This is a genomic window from Aeromonas sp. S11(2024), from assembly GCF_041402345.1.
Lineage (GTDB): Bacteria > Pseudomonadota > Gammaproteobacteria > Enterobacterales > Aeromonadaceae > Aeromonas > Aeromonas veronii.
This window is the reverse complement of record NZ_JBGLRC010000008.1, coordinates 18,388-38,462: the sequence shown is the minus strand read 5'-3', so window position 1 is coordinate 38,462 and position 20,075 is coordinate 18,388. Positions and strand designations below refer to the sequence as shown.

Below are 20,075 nucleotides of genomic sequence, written 5' to 3'. Positions count from 1 at the left end.
CGTATGGCAAGCGACCTGCTTGGGATTGGTTCATCGGGCGTGCTGGCACAGCAACGCCTGCTGCAGACCACCAGTAACAACATAGTGAACGTCAATAGCCAGGGCTATGTGCGTGAGCGTACGCTGGTGTATACCAATACCATCGGTCTTGGGACCGGTGACATCAAGACCCAGCGGGTGATCAATGACTATATGCAGGGGGAGGTGCGCCGTGATACCTCCGCCTATCATGCCTCCCTGACCCATTATGAACAGCTGGCTGGCGTTGACAGCTTGTTGGGGGATACCAGCAACAGCGTGGGGGCAGCCATCACCTCCTACTTCAAGTCATTTCACTCTGCCAATCAATCGCCTGCCGAGATCGGTGGGCGCAAGGTGGTGATGACGGAGTTGAGTGGCATGGTCAACCGTTTTCATACTCTCTCGGCGCAGCTCGACAAGCAGAGCGATACCCTCAATACCCGCATTGAAGATGAAACCAAGCAGGTCAACAGCCTGCTCACCAGCATCAATGATCTTAATCAGGCCATCATCCGCACCCAGGGGTCACCCGAAGAGAACCTGATGCTGTTTGATCAGCGGGATGAGGCGATCCGCCAGCTGTCGGAGAAGATGGATATTCGCACCGTAGCCCAACCCAACGGCAGCATGTTGGTCAATATGAGCACTGGCCATTCGTTGGTACTAAACGGCGGCGTGGCTCAGTTTAAAGTGATGCCCAGTGATCCTGATTCGAGAGATTTAGAGCTGCAATTAACTTTGGGTGATAATGAGGCGCTTATTGACAACGAGACCTTTGGTGGCGCCGTGGGAGGCCTTTTCAAAGCACGTAACGACCTTGAACCGACCAAGCGCGAACTGGGGCAGCTGGCCGTGGCGATGGCCGATGCAATGAACCAGCAGAACCGCCTCGGGATGGATCTGGATAATGAAATTGGTGGTGATATCTTCACCCTGCCAACCAGCAAGGGATTACCCTACGACGACAACACGGGGACGGTCGGGGCGAATGTCAGCTTCGTGCCGGGTAAGGGGACATCAGTGACCCCGTTTGATTACGAAGTGCGCTTTAGCAGCGCCACCGGTTATGAGGTGTTCTCGCTGGACAAGTCTGGTAATCGAACCTCTGTGGCGACTGGCACGACCCCTCCTGCAACGTTTGAACTCACGGGTCACGGCATTTCAATCGATCTCACCGGTGTGCCGGCTGCGGGTGACAGACTGTTGCTGCAACCGACCAAAAGTGCGGCCGCCGGTTTGGGTCAGCTGATCATCCGACCGGAAGATTTGGCCCTGGCCTCTCCGCTTAAAGCGGAAAAGACCACCAATAATGGCGGCGGGGCTGATATCAAACTGGGTGGTGTATTCAATACAGGTGCAGGGTCAGGTTTTGGTACCAATAGTCTGAGCCCGACAGCGCCTCAGGTGGTCAAAATCGATGCCAGTGGTAACTATCAGGTGTTTCAAGCAGATGGTACTACCCTGATAGGTACGGCACCCGCGAGCAGCAAGGGGCAGAATTTAATGGCAGCCTTGCAACTGCCACCACCCACTGGTGGACCAGCTTATCCAAATCCGAAACAGGCCCCCGGTTACGAGTTCAGCATCACCGGAACGGTGGATGCCGGTGACAGCTTCAAGCTCAGTTACAACAGCAACGGCTTTGCCGATAACAGCAATGGACTGGTTCTGGCCGAGCTGCAAAACAAGGATCTGGTGCGCAAGAGCACCAATGGTGGGACGACAAACGACAAGATGACCTTCAATCAGGCCTATTCCGGGCTGGTGATGGAAGTGGGCAACAATACCAGTCAGGCAAAAACGCTGCTCAAGGCCAATGAGTCCAAGCTTATCCAGAGCACCGGCATCTTTGAAAGCGTGTCTGGGGTCAATCTGGAGGAGGAGGCGGCCAATCTGATCCGCTTCCAGCAATCCTATGCGGCATCGGCGCAAATCGTCAGCACGGCCAAAACCATTTTCGATACACTGCTCTCTTCCGTGAGGTAACGTCATGCGCATCACCACCAACATGATCTACGACCGGAATATCTATTCCCTCAACAGTGCCAACGAGCGGTTGAATACTGCCTACCAACAGCTGCAAACCGGTAATAAATTTCAGACTGCCGGCGAAGATCCCGCGGGGATGAGCCAGAAGATGGCACTGACCAAGGAGATTGACCTGTTTAAGCAGTACAGTGTCAATGGCAGCTTGCTGGAAAACAGCCTGGGACATGAGGAGACGGTATTAACGTCGATTAATAATGCGATGCTTAGTGCCCAGACCCTGATCCAGAAGTCAAATAATGGCGCTATCAGCATGGATGATCGCAAGGCCATAGCCAGCGAGCTGGAAGGGTTGCAGCAGCAGATGTTTGACCTGATGAATAGCAAAAACTCCTCGGGTGAATTTATATTTGGCGGCAATCAGAGCAAGACCCAGCCATATATAAAAGACGCTAACGGAAAATATATTTATCAGGGTGACCCTGGTCAGCGAAATATTCAGGTCTCACCCACGGTACAAATTGCTGCCAATGATTCCGGGCAAGATCTGTTTGAAATCGTGGCGACCAGAAGAACCGCCAGTGCAACCACAGCAAATATCAAGGTTGGGATAGGCGATCAGGGTAACTTTGATAATTTCTATAAGTCCAATTATAACTCGGCACTGCCCAGTAATACCTATACCGTATCAACCACCATAGGCCCACCGGATACCTACGATATCAAGGATGCCGGTGGTGCTACCCTGCAAACGGGTAACTACACTGCTGGCACCAAGATCCCTTTCAATGGATTGGAGTTGACCGTCAGCTCGCCTGCGGGCAGTTCTGAGCAGTTTGATCTTAATCCACCGAAGAATGACAACATATTGAATGGTATGTCGGATTTTATTACCGCCTTGCGTGATCCCGCTATTACCGCTGACAACTTTGCGCTGGAAGTAGCCGATGCTACCGTCCATATGAAAAATGCTCGTCTGAATATCGATCATGGATTGGGGGAGTTGGGTGGCAGGATGAACAGTCTCGAGGCAGTCATGGATTCTAACGAGGGGTTGAGTACCCTCAACGCCGAGGCGAGAGCCAAGGTATCGGAAGCGGATCTCTATGAAGTGATTTCCGCGCTGTCAAAAGAGGATGCGGCATTGAGTGCCTCGCAACTCTCTTTCAGCAAAATAAGTCGTCTGACGCTATTTGACTATATTCGCTAATTAAAGAAGGGCCCCTTTGGGGCCTTTTCTTTTGTCCAGACTATGAAAATTGGTTCCGTGTCATCTCCTGCCAATTGTAACAAGCTGTTGCCGTTGCCCATTTAATGGGAGCTGCGGGGTTGACCTCCCTGCGGGATTGGATAATCATGACGCCCGCACAACAGAGGGTTGTGCGAATTATTTGCAGCATCTCGTTAGGCGAGGCTCCTGTATAAACACAGGCCACTGATCTCACGACGTCCAGAGACGCCCAAGATCAGGACAGTTTTCATCGGATTAAGGTGTAAACCCAAGTGGCTTCCGGCATGCCGGATACGTTATACAGTGCTAAAGCTGGTACGTGGGGATGATGACACGCCGAACGGCGTCATTTCCTGCCTATTACTCGTCAATCAAATTGCTGTTTTCTTGTCGTTGCACCCGGCTATTTCCGGAGGCATTCAGGCTCGCCTGAAATCACATGAGGATATCTGTGATGAAGAAAACACATACCATTCTTAACCGTCACCAACTGCTCGATCTGGCCGCCCTGCAGGGTTGGCTGGAACATAATCTGGATCCGGTTCAGCGCGCCGATCAACTGCTGACCCTGCGTCCGGAAGAGCTCAACTGCATCTTTGATACCCTGCCAATCCCGCAAGGGGCCGAACTGCTTGGTTCACTCTCGGCCGAGAGTGCCGGGCGCCTGTTGCAGCGGCTCCATGGCAGCATCGTCAGCGTGTTGCAGGAGGCCATTCCCCGCCGTGATATGGTCGCCATCCTGCGCAAACTGAGTCGTCAGGATCGCACCATGTTGCTGGCTCGCTTCCCGACCCAGGCTCAGGCCATCTATTACTCCCTGCTGGATTGGCCCACCGAGTCGGTGGGGGCCAACATGCGCCACGAATATCTGGCGGTGCGGGAGGAGGACACGGTCGGTCACGCCAAACAGCTGATCCACGATGCCTGGGACAATGCCCAGCTGTTTCGCCATATCTATGTGGTCAACGGGGACGGTCGTCTGCAAGGAAGCCTCTCCCTCAAGACCTTGCTGATCGCCGACCCGCTGGCCAGTGTCGCGACCCTGATGGATCGGGAGACGGTGCGGATCAACGCCCGTGCGGATCAGGAGCTGGCAGCGCGCCTGCTCATCGACCGTGACCTGTCGGTATTGCCGGTCGAGGATCAGGGGCGACTGGTCGGTATTTTCCACGTCGATGATGCGGCGGATATTCTGGAGCTCGAATCCACCGAGGATGCCGAGATGCAGGGTGGCTCCTCGCCACTCGATACTCCCTATCTGCAGGCGACCCCCTGGCAGCTGTGGCGCAAACGGGTGGGCTGGCTGCTTATCCTGTTTGTGGCGGAAGCCTACACCGGCACAGTGCTGCGGGCATTTGAGGAGCAGCTGGAAGCGGCCATCGCGCTGGCTTTCTTTATCCCCTTGCTGATCGGTACTGGTGGTAACAGCGGCACCCAGATCACCACCACCATAGTACGAGCCATGGCGGTCGGGGAGGTGAGTCTGCGCAATCTCGGCACAGTGCTGAAAAAGGAGCTCTCCACCGGTCTGCTCATCTCGGGTGCCATTGCCATGGCGGCTTGGGTACGGGCATGGAGTCTCGGCGTCGGTCCCCAGATTGGCATGGTGGTGACCTTTACCATCATCGCCATCGTGCTCTGGAGTGCTACGGTCGCGTCCATTATTCCCATGGTGCTGCGCCGTTTCCGCATCGATCCGGCGGTGGTCTCTGCGCCATTCATCGCGACACTGGTGGATGGTACCGGCCTTATCATCTACTTCGAGATGGCCAAGTGGTTGTTGCCCGAGTTGCAGTAACCGGGAGATTGAGATGAAAAAGGCAGCCATTGGGCTGCCTTTTGCATTTATCTTTCCGGTTTAGCCGAGCTGGAACAACAGTGGCCAGCCCTGCTCCTGGCAATAACGATGCTCCTTCTCCAGATTCTGCATCAGGAGACGGTTCTCCTCGCACCAGTCGATCGGCAGGGTCACGACCAGCTGATCCCCTTGCACTGCGACTTTCCACTCAGGCAGCAGGTTGTCCTGCCGCTTGTGGTGAGCGGCGACTGCGAGGCGCAGTATACGGATGCAACGCAGCACCGTCTGCATGTCGTGGTTGGGCAGGGGCGGCAGCTCGGAGAGCTTGAGCCCCTTGCGCTGAAAGCGTACCAGCGCCGCCAGCAGAGCCTGATCGTCCTGGTTGAAGCCGGGCAGGTCGGTGTGTTGCAGGATATAGGCGGAATGGCGGTGAATGCCGCTGTAGTTGATGGCAAGGCCAATTTCGTGCAGCCGCGCCGCCCAGCCGAGGATGGCGCGATAGGGCTCTACCTCCATCTGCCAGGGCTCTTGCAAGGCATCGAACAGCGTCAGCACGCTCTGCTCCACCCGGGCGGCTTGTTTGCGGTCCATCCGGTAGTGGGTACCGAGCGCCTGTGCCGTCCGTTCGCGAATATCGTGGTGCTGCAAGCGCTCCTCGAACTCATACAGCAATCCTTCGCGCAGAGCACCGTCGGAGTAGTCGAGCCGCTCGATGGGCAGCGAGGTAAACAGGCCGAGCAGGATGGCGACCGCAGCGGCAAACACCTCCTGACGCTCCTCGGTAAGCCCTGTCAGCTTGAGGTTATCGACTCGCTTGCGCTCAATCATCAGCGCCTTGAGCCGCTCCAGCCCCTCCAGCGTAATACTGCCATCGGTCAGCCCCTCACCTTGCAGCACGTCGCGCACGGTGCGGATCGAACCTGAGCTGCCAAGACAGCTCTGCCAGCCCAGCTTGCGGTACTGGTTGACGATGGGGGCGAGCTGGTGCTGCGCCTCCAGCACGGCATTGGTGAAGTGTTTGTCGCTCAGCTTGCCGCTGGCAAAGAAGCTCTGGGTAAAGCTGACGCAGCCCATCTTGCGGCTGGTGAGGGCCTTGTGTTCAAACCCTTCACCGATGATGAGCTCGGTGCTGCCGCCGCCGATATCGATGACCAGTACCTGGCCCTCGATATGCTGGGTATGGGCAACCCCCTGATAGATGAGGCGTGCTTCTTCCTGCCCGCTGATGATCTCGATGGGGTGGTTGAGCACCTTGGCTGCTTCACTCACAAATTCGCGGGCGTTGCTGGCGCGGCGCAGGGTATAGGTACCTGCGATGCGGATCTGATCCGGTTTGATGTTGGTGAGGCGCTCGGCAAACAGTGACAGACAGGCGAGGCCGCGTTCCATCGCCTCCGGGCTCATGCGTTTCTGCTCATCCATCCCTTCCGCCAGACGCACCCGCTCCTTGATGCGATCGACGATGCGAAAACGCCCTTCGCTCAGATGGGCGATCACCATGTGAAAACTGTTGGAGCCGAGATCTACGGCGGCATAGAGACTATTGTCCATTGTTTGACTCGATACGTTTGAGATAGTCGTAAATCGCCACCTGAGAGCGGATCTTGCGGCGGTTGCCCCGCTTCACATATTCGTTCTGCTGGTCGGCATCAATGACCCGCGCCTTGCAGGTATCACTCAGTTGTAGCTCGAGAATGTCCATGATGCGCTGCTTGAGCCGCTCGTCATAAATGGGGGTGCCCACCTCAATACGGCCGTCGATATTACGGCTCATCCAGTCGGCGCTGGAGATATAGAGCTGGGGGTTGCCCTTGTTGTGGAACACCATCACCCGAGGGTGCTCGAGGAAGCGGTCGATGATGCTGATCACCTTGATGTTGTCACTGAGGCCCGGCACGCCCGGACGCAGGGCGCACATGCCACGGATGATCATCTGGATCGGCACCCCGGCCTGACCGGCGGCATAGAGTCGGTTGATGAGATCCTTGTCCACCAGATTGTTGATCTTGAGGATGATACCGCTCGGCTGGCCCGCCTTGGCGTTGGAGAGCTCGTTGTCGATGAGACGATAGAGCTGACGGCGGCTGTTGATGGGGGAGACCAGTAGGTGGTTGAATTTGTATCGCTTATAGGGGTACTCGATGTATTCAAACACCCCTTCCACTTCGGCGGTGATATCCGGATTGCGGGTCAGCAGCGAGAAGTCGGTGTAGATCTTGGCGGTCTTCTCGTTGAAGTTGCCGGTACCGATATGGGCATAGCGCACCGCCTCGCCATTTTCGTGGCGGGTGATGAGGCAGAGCTTGGAGTGGATCTTGAGGCTCGGCACCCCGAACACCACCTTGACCCCGGCATCGGTGAGAATATTGGCCCAGTCGATGTTGGCCGCTTCGTCGAAACGGGCGCGCAGCTCGACCACCACGGTCACCTTCTTGCCGTTGTTGGCGGCATCGATGAGGGAGTGGATGATCCGCGACTTCTTGGCCACCCGATAAATGTTGATGCGAATGGCGCTGACCGCCGGATCGAACGCCGCCTGGCGCACCAGCTCGGTGAAGTGGTGGAACTTGTGGTACGGGTAGTAGAGCAGGATATCCTGCTTGGTAATCGCATCGAAGGCGTTGACGAAGCCGTCAAAATCGCGGCAATCGAGGGCCGGCAGCTTGGGGTTTTCCAGATAGTCACGGCCCACGTTGGGGAAGCCGATGAAATCCTTGAAGTTGTGGTAACGCCCGCCCGGCATGATGGCGTCGTAGGAGCTGATCTGCAGCTTGAGCTTGAGGAAGCTAATCATGGCGGCGGGCATCTCCCGCTCGTAGACGAAGCGCACCGGCATGGCGGTGAGGCGCTGCTTCAAGCCGTCACTCATCTTGTCCACCAGGCTCAAATCCAGCTGGTCGGAGAGATCATATTCGGCATCCCGGGTCAGCTTCACCGCATAGGCGGCAATCTCGTCGTAGTCGAAGAAGCCTTTGAAGATCTCGTCGAGGCAGAAGCGGATGACGTTATCCAGAATGATGATCTGCTTCTTGCGGCGGGTCCCTTCCGGCGGCAGCTGGAAGAAGCGGGGCAGGTCGTCGGTCGGCACTTCCACCAGGGCGTACTGGATCACCTGACCGTTCTTCTTCATCTCGATGGCCAGATAGGTGTACTCATCCTTGAGGAATTTGACCGGATTGACCTCTTTGTTGAGCAGGATCGGGATGATGTGACGCAGCACCTTCTCCTTGAAGAAGACCCGCAGCCACTTCTGAATGGCATCGGAGAGCTGGTTCTCGTTGACCAGAAAGATGTTGTGGCGGGCCAGCGCAATCAACAGCTCTTTATAGGTATTGTCGAACGCTTCACCGAGCGCCATCACTTTTTGCTGGATGGCGCGCAGCAGCACTTTCGCTTCATCGTCGCCACCATGTACTTCATTGATGAGGATGCGACGCTTGACGTCCGATACCCGTACCTTGAAGAACTCATCCTGGTTGGAGGAGAAGATCCCCAGAAAACGAACCCGCTCGATGAGGGGCACCGTCTTGTCCATTGCCTCTTGCAACACCCGTTCATTGAATGAGAGCCAGCTCAGCTCTTTCTCTTCATACTGCTTGTCGGTGCTCATCTTGTGCCTCTGTTTCAGGTCGCGTCTGCGCGGCAGTTATGGCGTTAATATATGACAAATAAATGACAGTATTGTTACTGCTCGCTGAACGCTTCGTCGATGTCGACCACCAGATCGTCGGAGAGGGATTCCAGCGCGGTGATCAGCGTATCCATCGCGAGCCCGTCGGGCAGGGCAACCAGCGCATGGGCATAGAAGAGCGGGGCGCCGGAGTGGGGAGCCGGTTCACAGCCGGTGGTGAGATCGGCCACGTTGATCTCGAGTTGGCGCAGGATGCTGGCCACTTCGTGGACGATGCCGGGGCGGTCGTTGCCGGTCACCGTCATCATGACTTGATGGGCTGGCTCGGCGGTCGGTGTCCCTTCGGCAAAGCTGATGGTCAGACCCGGTAGCAGGGCCAGTGCTTCGCACAGGCTGCGATAGTGCTCATCGGGGACAGAGACATGGAGAATACCGGCAAACTGGCCCGCCAGTTCGCTCATGGCGCTGCCCAGCCAGTTGCCCTGCTCGCGGCTGATGACAGCTGCCAGACTCTCGACGATCCCGGGTTTGTCTGCACCGATCACGGTGACCACCAATTGCTTTTGCATCCTGCTCTCCTTGAAATGGGATTTCTTGCTCTATCCCTATTGTGCCTGCTGGGGCTGGTCATATGAACCCCCGCCTGCTGACAAATAGATAAAAAGACGGGACTTTTCACTTTCTATACACGGGTCTGCTGCCTTGCTCCGTGGCGGCTGTGGTAAAGTAATTCCCCTTTCGTGTCGTGAACTGGATCGTGCTCTCATGAATACCCTTGTCCTATCGGGATTGTTGTTGCTGGCGCTGCTTGTGCTGGCGATCTTCTGGAGCAGAGGCAGACAGCAAAAGCGCCTGCCCTATGATATGCAGGAGACCCTTTTCAGTCCCGCCGAGCGATCCTTCCTCGGGGTGCTGGATCTGGCGGTGGGTGACAAGGCCCGGGTCTTTGCCAAGGTGCGGGTGGCCGATGTGCTGACGCCGCAGGCCGGGATCGGCAAAAGCAAATGGCAGCAGTACTTCAACAAGATCAGCGCCAAGCATTTCGACTATCTGCTTTGCCACCCTGCGGATCTCTCCTTTATCTGCGCCATCGAACTCGATGACAGCTCCCATCGTCACCAGAAGCGCAAGGCGCGGGATCTCTTTCTGAAAACCGCCTGCGACAGCGCCGGTCTGCCGTTGCTGCAGATCCCGGCAAGTGCCAGCTATCTGGTGGAAGAGCTGCGCGAACAGATCCTGCCGCTGCTGGTCAAAACCAGCGAACCATTGATCGACGATCTGCCGCACGGGGCGCGCCGCGAGCCGACGTTCAACCCTCTGCTGCTGGACGGCGTGGATGTCGGTGCCGGGATGCGTGGCCGCACTGCCCATGCCGAGGCCATCTCGCCTGCGTCGCTCCGCGAGCCCGCCATCCAGCCCAAGGGGGTGATGGAGGCGCCACAGAGTGAGGGTGAGCTGGTCGATGGCTTGTTTGCCGATGTGGAGGATGATGAAGAGCACGAGGTACACCACTGCCCTCGTTGTGATGCACCTCTGGTGGAGCGGGAGGCGAAAAAAGGCCCCCACGCCGGTCGACTCTTTCTGGCTTGCAGCCGTTTTCCCGAGTGTCGTTACGCGGCGCCGCACCACCATAATCGCCACTGAATGCGCTTCACCGTGTCCCATGCTGCTCTCTGACGAGGGCAGTTTTCTTTCCGCTATTGGCGGCGTTTGTTAACGGCGCCAATGCAGAAAATTCCTCGGCAAAATTTATCTAATCTCTCGTTTCTGTCGATACACTTAGCCTGAATACGACAATTTTTGACAATGTGTCGGAATTTTGGCACTTTGTGTGCCAGCAAAAAGACAGTCGGTAGCTGTTTTATCATCAAATAAAACAATAAGTTAGTTCAGGACATCGCGAGGAATGGATATGGTGGAGATGGGCGTGTTGATTGTTGATGCCGATGCGCAGCGGCGCCAACAGTTGGGAACCGTGCTCTCGTTTATGGGGATCCCGTGGCAGGAGGTGGCACAAAGCGATCTGGATGTGGCCATCGAATCCTCCGGTCCGCTGCAAGGGGTACTGGTAGGTGAGCTGACCGACCGTCCCTTGTCAGAGCTGCTGGCTGCCTTCCCCCGTACCCCCTTCCTCTCGCTGGTTGAGGCCGATCTGCCCAACAGCAACTTTATCGGGGTCGCGCTCTCGCCCTTTACCTATGAATCCCTTACCCGTCATTTGCACTTCTGTCAGGCGTTCGTCTCCTTGCATCCTCGTCAGCAGACCCATGACAAGGGTCAGGCCCTGCTGCGCTTGCTGGTGGGTAAAGGGAAGGGGATCCAGGAGGTACGCCGCCTCATCAGCCAGGTGGCCGAGACCGATGCCAACGTGCTGATCCTCGGGGAGTCTGGCACTGGTAAAGAGGTGGTGGCGCGCGCCATCCACGAACTCTCTTCCCGCAGCAGTGGCCCCTTCGTGCCCATCAACTGCGGCGCTATTCCGGCCGAATTGCTGGAGAGCGAACTGTTTGGCCATGAGAAGGGGGCGTTTACCGGCGCCATCGCAGCCCGTCGCGGTCGCTTCGAGCTGGCGCAGGGGGGCACCCTGTTTCTCGACGAGATCGGCGACATGCCGATGCCGATGCAGGTCAAACTGCTGCGGGTATTGCAGGAGCGGCTGTTCGACAGGGTCGGTGGCGGCAAGCCCATTCAGGCCGATGTGCGCATCATAGCGGCGACCCACCGGGATCTGGAGGCGATGATCCGCACTCAGGGTTTTCGCGAAGATCTCTACTACCGCCTCAACGTCTTCCCCATTGAGACGCCGCCGCTGCGGGATCGCATCGATGACATCCCGCTGCTGCTGCAGGAGCTGCTCAACCGCCATGCCGAGCAGCACCACGGCTTTATCCGGTTGACCCAGCGGGCGCTGGAGTCGCTGATGCAGTACCCCTGGCCCGGTAACGTGCGCGAGCTATCCAACCTGCTGGAGCGGCTGTTGATCCTCTACCCGCACCAGATCGTCGATGTGGCCGATCTGCCGAGCCGTTATCGTCTGCTGCCGAGCGAGCCGCGGGATGAGCGGCTGACCGAGATGGATGAACGGGATGCGCTGGCGGCGGTGTTTCAGGACCCGCCCGAGCTGGATCACTCCCTCGCCTCGGCTCGCACCATGCAGTTGCCGGAGGAGGGGGTCAACCTCAAAGAGATGCTGGCCGACCTTGAAGTGGAGCTGATCCGTCAGGCGCTGGAGTCTCAGGACGGTGTGGTGGCCCGCGCCGCCGATCTGCTCGGCATGCGCCGTACCACCCTGGTGGAGAAGATGAAAAAGTACGGGATGAGCAAGGACGTCTGAGGGTCAAAGCCTTGACGCCAACATGCAATCTATTGTTTTAATTGAAATATTTTAGTGGCATGGAAATTGAATAACCTGACCCAATAGCCAGTTTGAGGTCAGGTTTATGACAATCCAGCAGCAGGACATGCCACTCCAGTCCCACGAAGTGAGCCAGCTCTATGCCATCTTCAAGGCGCTCCCCACCGGGGTGTTGCTGCTTGACGGGGCAGGGGTGGTCACCCGCGCGAATCCGGCGGCCATCTCCTTGCTGGGGGAGCCGTTGGAAGGGGAGCTCTGGCGCCACATCATTGCCCGCTGCTTTGAGCCGCGCGAGGATGATGGCCACGAGATCTCCCTGCGCGACGGGCGCCGGGTGCAGCTCTCGACCCAACCGCTGCCGGATCAGCCCGGCCAGCTGGTCTTTATCAATGACCTGACCGAAACCCGTAAACTGCAAGACCGCATCAACCACATGAAGCGGCTGTCGGCGCTGGGCAATATGGCGGCCTCGCTTGCCCACCAGATCCGCACGCCGCTCTCCGCTGCCATGCTCTATGCCGCCAACCTGGCCAACCGCACCCTCAAGCCGGAATCTCGCACTCAGTTTCAGCAAAAGTTGATGGCCCGTTTGCAGGATCTGGAGAAGCAGATCAACGACATCCTGCTGTTTGCCCGCAACGGTGACAATCAGGTGGTCACCCCCATCTCGGTACAAGGGCTGCTGGCCGAAGTGCAGGCTGGTGCCGAGGCCTTCTGCCAGCAGCAGGGCTGCGAGCTGCACATGGAGGCGCCAGAGCCCGATCTCTGTCTGCTGGCCAACAGCAGTGCGCTGGCGGGTGCCATCAACAACCTGATTGCCAATGCCCAGCAGGCAGGGGCCACCTCGCTGCTGGTCAGCGCGGTGCGCAGTGGCGCCCGGGTGGAGATGCGGGTCATCGATAATGGCAAGGGGATCCCTTCCCATCAGCTCGGTCAGGTATTCGAACCCTTCTTTACCACTCGCTCCCAAGGCACTGGTCTCGGGCTGGCGGTGGTGCAATCTGTAGTGCGTGCCCATCAGGGGGAGGTCGGTGTGGCCTCGGTTCCCGGTGAAGGCACCTGCTTTACTCTGTCGTTCCCCCTGCACCAGCAACCGGTGCAGCTTGGAGGTGTAGCATGACACAGGCCAGGATCCTGGTAGTTGAAGATGACAATGGCCTGCGCGAAGCGCTGGTGGATACCCTTTTGCTCGGCGGTTATGAGTGCCGTGAAGCGGACAGCGGCGAGCGGGCTCTGTTAGCCCTCTCCCGTCAGCCGTTTGACATGGTGATCTCCGATATCCAGATGGGGGGAATGGACGGCCTCACCCTGCTGGCGACCATTCGCCAGCAATATCCGCAGATACCCGTGCTGCTGATGACCGCCTACGCCAATATCGACGGCGCGGTGCGCGCCATGCGCGAAGGGGCCATCGACTATCTGGCCAAGCCGTTCTCGCCGGAGGTGCTGCTCAATCAGGTCAGTCGCTATGTGCCCGCCCAGAAGGTGGAGAAACGCGCCGTGGTCTACGGGGACCCCAAAACTGCCGAGCTGTTCCAGCTGGCGACCCGTGTTGCCAGAAGCGAAGCGACCGTGATGGTGACCGGCCCGAGCGGGACGGGTAAAGAGGTGCTGGCCCGTTACATTCACGATAACTCCAGCCGCGCCGAGCAGCCCTTCGTCGCCATCAACTGCGCCGCCATTCCGGAAAACATGCTGGAGGCGACCCTGTTTGGCTACGAGAAGGGGGCCTTCACCGGTGCGGTGCAGGGATGCCCGGGCAAGTTCGAGCAGGCGCAGGGGGGCACCCTGCTGCTTGACGAGATCACCGAGATGGATCAGGGGCTGCAAGCCAAATTGCTGCGGGTACTGCAGGAGAAAGAGGTGGAGCGGCTCGGCAGTCGCAAGATGATCCCGCTGGATGTGCGGGTCATCGCCACCAGCAACCGGGATTTGAAAAAAGCGGTGCAGGATGGTCAGTTCCGCGAAGATCTCTACTATCGCCTCAACGTCTTTCCGCTGCGCTGGTCTGCCCTGTGCGAGCGACCGGGGGATATTCTGCCGCTGGCGGAGCATCTGCTGGCCCTCCATGCCAGTCAGCAGGGGCTGCCGACACCACAGTTGACAGATGCCTCGCGGGAACGGTTGCTGGCCCACCCCTGGCCCGGCAATGTGCGGGAGCTGGACAACGTGGTACAGCGCGCCCTGATCCTCAGCCCCGACGGGGTCATTGATTGTGACCACCTCATTCTGGAGGAGCTGGATGAGCAGGAGATGGAGTTTGTCAGCGTGGAGCGCAGCTATGGTGGCGATCGCCTCGGCAGCGAGCTCAAGCAGCAGGAGCACCAGATCATCCTCGACACCCTGCAAGATTGTAACGGCAGCCGCAAGGCGGTGGCCGACCGACTCGGCATCAGCCCGCGCACCCTGCGCTACAAGCTGGCCCAGATGCGGGAGGCGGGGATCGACCTGCCAGCCTGAGGCCGAGAGGGAAACCGCACTGTGTGGGGGCTGTCATGGTCTTGACGGCCCGGCTCGATTATCATGGGGCCCTTGGCGTTTTGAGCCTGGGCCCTGTTTTTATTGGTAAAGCAGGGGACCGAGCCTTAATAAGGGACCCCTATGATCTCTCATCGAAAACTCGAAACCGTACTGAACCATCTGCTCGAACCGCACGCTATCAAGGATTACTGCCCCAACGGCTTGCAAGTGGAGGGGCGTGAGCGCATTCGCAAGGTAGTGACCGGTGTCACCGCCAGTCAGGCGCTTATCGACGCGGCGGTGGCTGCCGAGGCCGATGCCATCCTGGTCCATCACGGCTACTTCTGGAGCGGTGAACCGGCCCAGATCACCGGCATGAAGCAGCGTCGGCTCAAGACCCTGCTGACCCACGATATCAACCTGTTTGCCTACCATTTGCCGCTCGATGTCCATCCCGAGGTGGGTAACAACGCCCAGCTTGCCAAGCTGCTCGACATCAAAGTGCGTCGCGGTCTGGAGCCGTGGAACAGCAAAAGCGTCGCCATGGTGGGCAAGCTGGAAGAGCCGATGAGCGGCAGCGATTTTGCCAAGCTGATTGCCGAGCGCCTTGGCCGCAAACCACTCTATTGTGGCGATACAGGCCCCGAGCTTATCCGCTCCGTGGCCTGGTGCACCGGTGGCGGTCAGAGCTACATCAATCTGGCGGCGGAGCAGGGAATCGATGCCTTTATCTCCGGTGAAGCCTCCGAGCAGACCATTCACACCGCCCGCGAGATGGGGATGCACTTCTACGCCGCAGGCCATCACGCCACCGAGCGTTACGGCGTCAAGGCGCTGGGGGAGTGGCTGGCGACCGTGCACGGGCTGGATGTTACCTTTATCGATATCGACAATCCGGTGTAGGGTCGCTTGGCCGCGTAGCGGTGTCATCGGACCTGACCTAAGCCATCGTGTGGTAGATAGAAATGACAAGGGAGGCCTAAGCCTCCCTTGTTTTTTCTGACATACAGTTGTCAGCGATTACTCGCAGGCGTAACCAGCGGGGCCCAGCAGGGTGCCATCCAGTTGCACGGCGCCGTCCACCATCTGCAGCCTGCCTTCGCAGAACCAGTGTACCACCAGCGGGTAGATGCTGTGCTCCTGCGCCTGTACCCGTGCCGCTACCTCGTCCGCCGTGTCTCCTTCAAAGATGGGCACGCGGGCCTGCAGGATCACAGGACCCCCGTCCAGCTCTTCGGTGACAAAGTGGACGCTGGCGCCGTGTTCACTGTCACCGGCATCTATGGCGCGCTGGTGAGTGTGCAAGCCCTGATACTTGGGCAGCAGGGAGGGGTGGATATTGATCATTCTGCCGGCGAAATGGCGCACCAGATCGCCGCTCAATATCCGCATAAACCCGGCCAGCACCACCAGATCCGGCTGATAGTCTGCCATCAGCGCCAGCAGGGCGGCGTCATACTCCTCCCGGCTGGCAAACTGCTGCTGGGCCAGAATGGAGGTCGCCACCCCCGCTTCTTTGGCGCGAACCAGACCATAGGCATCAGCCTTGTTGCTGATAACGCCGACCACTTCACCGGCAATCTTGCCGCTAGCGCAGTGGTCGAGGATCGCCTGCAGGTTGCTGCCGCTGCCTGAGATGAGGACGAGGATGCGTTTCATAGGGGAGGTCATCTGGCCGTTGATCCGATCATTCATTGAATGATGACCTGCTCCTCACCGTCTGTTGCCTTGGCGATATGACCGATGTGCCATGCGTTCTCGCCTTCCGCTTTGAGCAGGGTCAGCGCCTTCTCCAGCTGATTGGCAGGCAGGGCGATGATCATGCCGACGCCACAGTTGAAGGTGCGATACATCTCGTGACGGGTGACGTTGCCAGCCTGCTGCAGCCAGCTGAACACCGCCGGCCACTGCCAGCTCTGCTCGTCGATCACCGCTTGAGTATTGGCAGGCAATACGCGGGGGATGTTCTCCCAGAAGCCACCGCCGGTGATGTGGGAGAGGGCGTGGATCTCGCACTCCTTGATGAGCTTGAGCACAGGTTTCACATAGATGCGGGTCGGCTCCAGCAAGGCATCTGCGAGGGTGCGGTCACCCAGCGGCTGATGCACGTCGGCTTTGGAGACTTCCAGAATTTTACGGATCAGGGAGAAGCCGTTGGAGTGAGGGCCGCTGGCAGCCAGCGCGATCAGGGCATCCCCTTCACCGACCTTGCTGCCGTCGATGATTTCGCTCTTCTCCACCACACCGACGCAGAAACCGGCGATGTCGTAGTCTTCCCCTTCATACATACCCGGCATCTCGGCGGTCTCGCCGCCCACCAGGGCACAGCCTGATTGCTCGCAACCGGCACCGATCCCGGTGACTACCGCGGCTGCGGTGTCCACGTCCAGCTTGCCGGTTGCATAGTAGTCGAGGAAGAACAGCGGCTCGGCGCCCTGTACGATCAGGTCATTGACGCACATGGCCACCAGATCGATGCCCACGGTGTCGTGCTTCTTCAGGTCGATGGCCAGCCGCAGCTTGGTGCCCACACCATCGGTACCGGAGACCAGTACCGGCTCCTTGTAGCCCGCAGGGATTTGACACAAGGCCCCAAAGCCGCCAAGACCACCAAGGACTTCAGGACGACGAGTGCGCTTTGACACGCCCTTGATACGTTCAACCAGTGCATTGCCGGCATCGATATCTACGCCAGCATCCTTGTAGCTCAGTGAGGTTTTGTCAGTCACGAGTATTCCCCGTCATGTAAAGAAGTGGAGGGTAAAATTCGGGGCGTATTCTAACAGTGGCGGTGAAAAACCAGAAAGGAAATCGTTTGCGCGTTTTTGCGCGGAAATGCTCTACAAGCGGGGGCTTTTGTTGTATGATTCCGCGATTTTTTTGCGGCAGGTTAGAGGAGATAATAATGAAAGTCGTTGAAGTCAAACACCCCCTGGTCAAACACAAGATCGGTCTGATGCGTGAAGGCGATATCAGCACCAAGCGTTTCCGTGAACTGGCCAAAGAAGTGGGCAGTTTGTTGACCTATGAAGCGACCTCTGACTTCGAAACCGAGAAGGTTATCATCGATGGCTGGAATGGGCCAGTAGAAGTTGACCAGATCAAAGGCAAGAAGGTAACCGTCGTACCCATCCTGCGTGCCGGCCTTGGCATGATGGATGGCGTGCTGGAGCACATGCCGAGCGCCCGCGTCAGCGTGGTCGGTATCTACCGCGATGAAGAGACCCTGCAACCGGTTCCCTATTTCGAGAAGATCGTCAGCAACATCGAAGAGCGTCTGGCGCTGGTCATCGATCCGATGCTGGCCACCGGTGGTTCCATGATCGCCACCATCGATCTGCTCAAGAAGAAAGGCTGCCAATCCATCAAGGTGCTGGTACTGGTTGCCGCGCCGGAAGGGATCAAGGCGCTGGAAGCCGCTCACCCTGACGTAGAGCTCTATTGCGCTTCTGTCGACCAGGGGCTGAACGAGAAAGGCTACATCGTGCCGGGTCTGGGCGATGCAGGCGACAAGATCTTCGGTACCAAATAAGTTAATGCCTTGACCCGCTTCCCATGTGGAAGGGGTGATCGGAGCCGGCGCATCGCCGGCTCTGCTGTTTGTGGCCGCTTGTGCCAGCCTTGCCGCAGGATGCGCCTTGCCGCTACCATAAGCACACTCTCCCATTTCGAGACTCTGTTCATGTTCAAACGTGTTGTGACCGCCCTCTGCTGCGGCTTGTCATTCATGGCCTCGGCCGCTCAGGTGACCGACCTCTATCAGGGCAAGGCCCCGACCAGTGGTGACATGGTGGCCGCTCAGGGGCAGGCACTGGGTCAGGTGCTGATCAAGGTGACCGGCAAGCGTGACATCCTCACCCAGCCGGTGGTGGTCAAGGCGCTGGCGGACCCGGGCGACTATGTCAAAAGCTATGGTTATCAGGATCAGGACTCCGTCAAGTATCTGAAAGCCGAGTTCAAGAGTGACAAGGTCAACAGCCTGGTTTCCGAGAGCCAGTTTGCCCTGCTTGGCCCGGCTCGTCCCCAAATGGCCATCTGGCTGGTGGTGGATCAGGGTGAGCGTCGCTTGCTGGCGGATCAATCCAGCGATGGTTGGGCGCAAGCCTTGCGCGAGCAGGCCCAGATGCTGGGGCTGCCCATCAGCATTCCGCTGATGGATCTCGATGACAACATGGCGGTCAGTGCCACCGACGTCTGGGGACGCTTTGCCGACCCGATTTTGCAGGCAAGCCAGCGCTATGGCGCCGAGATGGTGGTGCTGGGCAAGCTGACACCAGAAGGTGACAAGTGGAGCATCGATTGGGGACTCTACGGCCCCAAAGCGGCCGGTGAAGTGACCGAGCTGACCCGTGGCAATAGCACCGGCACTCAGGCCGAAGTGGCGCAAGGGTTTGCCGATACCCTGGCGGCCTGGCTGGTGAAAAACTACGGTGCCCGCATTTCGGGTCCGGCAACCAGCCAGACCCTGGTGGTGGATGGCCTCTCCGAAGTGGACAGCATGATCGCCGTGCAGAAGATGCTGCAAGGGATGGCCAACGTCAGCAAGGTGGCGATCGGCAAGCTGGAGGGGGACCAGGTCACCTTCAACTTTACCCTGCAAGGGGATCAGGCCGAACTGGTGCGGGCACTGCAGCTCGAGAGTCGTTTGCGCAAGGTTGACGATAATGGCAGCGGTTTGCGTTACCAATGGTCGCAGCCCTGATTTTATAAGGCTTTTGTAGACCGCCCAGCTTGCCCGGGCGGTTCTCTATCTGCCTTTGCGATGATACACTTAGCCACAAATGTCACAGTCAAAGCCCAACGAGTGAAGCAACCGGCCCAACTGTCTTTAGCCGTACAACTACCGGATGATGAAACCTTCGTCAGTTTTTATCCCGGCACCAATGCTCATCTGATCACCGCCCTCAAGAATGCGGCCATCGGTCAGGGGTCGCCTTTCCTCTATTTCTGGGGAGCCAAGGGATCCGGACGCTCTCATCTGCTCCACGCCACCTGTGCCGAGGTCAACGCCCGCGATGCAGCGGCGGCCTATCTCTCCCTCGATCAGTTTGAACAGCTTGATCCGAGCATGCTCGATGCTCTCGAAAGCTTGCCGCTGGTCTGTCTCGACAGCCTCGAGGCGATCGCCGGCAATGCCGTGTGGGAGCGGGCGCTGTTCGATTTCTATAACCGCTGGCAGGAGAAGGGGGAGGGGACGCTGGTGGTCACTGGCTGCAGCGCGCCGCGCAAACTGGGGCTGCAACTGCCGGATCTCGCTTCGCGCCTCGACTGGGGGGTGAGTTTCCATCTCGAAGAGCTGGATGACGAAGGCAAGCTCAGTGCCCTGCAGCTGCGTGCCGAGCTGCGGGGCTTCAAATTGCCCATCGATGTGGGCCGCTTCCTGCTCAACCGACTCTCCCGCGATATGCGCACCCTGCTCACCACTCTCAATCAGCTCGACAACGCCTCATTTCGCGCCAAGCGCAAGCTGACCATTCCCTTTGTCAAAGAGATCCTCGAGCTCTGAGCCTCTCGACTGTGTGCGGTTGTGCGCCTGACTTTCGTTTGAATTACAGATAAAAAGAAACCCCGGCTTCAGGCCGGGGTTTTGCTA

The 20,075-nt window shown here is 58.3% G+C and carries 16 protein-coding genes and 1 riboswitch; of the genes, 11 read left to right on the top strand and 5 right to left on the bottom strand.

All coding sequences use genetic code 11. The annotated features are described in order from the left end of the window. Positions 1–3: 3 nt before the first annotated feature. From flgK to mgtE, 3 genes are all read left to right on the top strand, one after another. On the top strand, positions 4–2,007 hold the full coding sequence (flgK, locus tag ACB040_RS09055) for a flagellar hook-associated protein FlgK (RefSeq protein WP_338771583.1): 2,004 nt from the start codon (positions 4–6) through the stop codon (positions 2,005–2,007). A 4-nt stretch (positions 2,008–2,011) separates the two neighbouring features. Beyond that, positions 2,012–3,217 carry a flagellar hook-associated protein FlgL gene (gene flgL, locus ACB040_RS09050; RefSeq protein ID WP_270819028.1) on the top strand — a complete coding sequence of 402 codons (1,206 nt, stop codon included), beginning with the start codon at positions 2,012–2,014 and terminating at the stop codon, positions 3,215–3,217. Positions 3,218–3,400: 183 nt separating this feature from the next. Continuing rightward, positions 3,401–3,570, top strand: a riboswitch (M-box (ykoK) riboswitch). 122 nt (positions 3,571–3,692) lie between these two features. Next, positions 3,693–5,036, top strand: coding sequence for a magnesium transporter (mgtE, locus tag ACB040_RS09045; protein WP_160881801.1), 1,344 nt, complete (start codon positions 3,693–3,695; stop codon positions 5,034–5,036). Positions 5,037–5,096: 60 nt separating this feature from the next. Here mgtE and ppx read toward each other — a convergent pair whose 3' ends face one another. The 3 genes from ppx to ACB040_RS09030 all read right to left on the bottom strand — a co-directional run bounded on the left by ppx (position 5,097) and on the right by ACB040_RS09030 (position 9,236). Then, positions 5,097–6,587 (bottom strand): exopolyphosphatase, encoded by a 1,491-nt coding sequence (ppx, locus tag ACB040_RS09040; RefSeq protein WP_069555280.1) that lies wholly within the window; start codon positions 6,585–6,587, stop codon positions 5,097–5,099. Further along, a complete protein-coding gene (gene ppk1, locus ACB040_RS09035; protein ID WP_005350671.1) occupies positions 6,577–8,646 on the bottom strand; it encodes a polyphosphate kinase 1 in 2,070 nt (689 codons plus the stop codon). The genes ppx and ppk1 overlap by 11 nt, the downstream gene beginning before the upstream one ends. Before the next feature lie 74 nt (positions 8,647–8,720). After that, positions 8,721–9,236: a glycine cleavage system protein R gene (locus ACB040_RS09030; protein ID WP_047437655.1), complete on the bottom strand. Its 516-nt coding sequence runs from the start codon at positions 9,234–9,236 to the stop codon at positions 8,721–8,723. 196 nt (positions 9,237–9,432) lie between these two features. Here ACB040_RS09030 and ACB040_RS09025 point away from each other — a divergent pair, with 196 nt between their 5' ends. The 5 genes from ACB040_RS09025 (at position 9,433) to ACB040_RS09005 (ending at position 15,385) form a co-directional block, all read left to right on the top strand. Then, positions 9,433–10,311: a DUF2726 domain-containing protein gene (locus ACB040_RS09025; RefSeq protein ID WP_338771575.1), complete on the top strand. Its 879-nt coding sequence runs from the start codon at positions 9,433–9,435 to the stop codon at positions 10,309–10,311. A gap of 268 nt (positions 10,312–10,579) precedes the next feature. Further along, the gene (locus ACB040_RS09020; RefSeq protein WP_005350678.1) at positions 10,580–12,001 is read left to right on the top strand and encodes a sigma-54 dependent transcriptional regulator; all 1,422 of its coding nucleotides are present in this window, start codon (positions 10,580–10,582) and stop codon (positions 11,999–12,001) included. A gap of 106 nt (positions 12,002–12,107) precedes the next feature. Continuing rightward, positions 12,108–13,142 (top strand): PAS domain-containing sensor histidine kinase, encoded by a 1,035-nt coding sequence (locus tag ACB040_RS09015; RefSeq protein WP_005334126.1) that lies wholly within the window; start codon positions 12,108–12,110, stop codon positions 13,140–13,142. Next, positions 13,139–14,482 carry a sigma-54 dependent transcriptional regulator gene (locus ACB040_RS09010; protein WP_058056053.1) on the top strand — a complete coding sequence of 448 codons (1,344 nt, stop codon included), beginning with the start codon at positions 13,139–13,141 and terminating at the stop codon, positions 14,480–14,482. Before ACB040_RS09015 ends, ACB040_RS09010 begins: the two co-directional genes overlap by 4 nt. Positions 14,483–14,623: 141 nt before the next feature. Next, positions 14,624–15,385 (top strand): Nif3-like dinuclear metal center hexameric protein, encoded by a 762-nt coding sequence (locus tag ACB040_RS09005; RefSeq protein ID WP_371154501.1) that lies wholly within the window; start codon positions 14,624–14,626, stop codon positions 15,383–15,385. A gap of 117 nt (positions 15,386–15,502) precedes the next feature. Here the strand turns inward: ACB040_RS09005 and purN are convergent, their stop codons facing one another. Then, the gene (gene purN / locus ACB040_RS09000; RefSeq protein ID WP_371154503.1) at positions 15,503–16,141 is read right to left on the bottom strand and encodes a phosphoribosylglycinamide formyltransferase; all 639 of its coding nucleotides are present in this window, start codon (positions 16,139–16,141) and stop codon (positions 15,503–15,505) included. A gap of 32 nt (positions 16,142–16,173) precedes the next feature. Further along, entirely contained in the window at positions 16,174–17,211 is a 1,038-nt protein-coding gene (purM, locus tag ACB040_RS08995) for a phosphoribosylformylglycinamidine cyclo-ligase (RefSeq protein ID WP_371154505.1), read from the bottom strand. A gap of 176 nt (positions 17,212–17,387) precedes the next feature. Between purM and upp the strand changes: the two genes are divergently transcribed. The 3 genes from upp (at position 17,388) to hda (ending at position 19,988) form a co-directional block, all read left to right on the top strand. Further along, entirely contained in the window at positions 17,388–18,014 is a 627-nt protein-coding gene (upp, locus tag ACB040_RS08990) for a uracil phosphoribosyltransferase (RefSeq protein WP_005334115.1), read from the top strand. 150 nt (positions 18,015–18,164) lie between these two features. Then, a complete protein-coding gene (locus tag ACB040_RS08985; protein WP_338771562.1) occupies positions 18,165–19,184 on the top strand; it encodes a DUF2066 domain-containing protein in 1,020 nt (339 codons plus the stop codon). Between the two features lie 102 nt (positions 19,185–19,286). Beyond that, complete coding sequence (gene hda, locus ACB040_RS08980) at positions 19,287–19,988, top strand: DnaA inactivator Hda (RefSeq protein WP_021231044.1); 702 nt, start codon at positions 19,287–19,289, stop codon at positions 19,986–19,988. Positions 19,989–20,075: the final 87 nt, after the last annotated feature.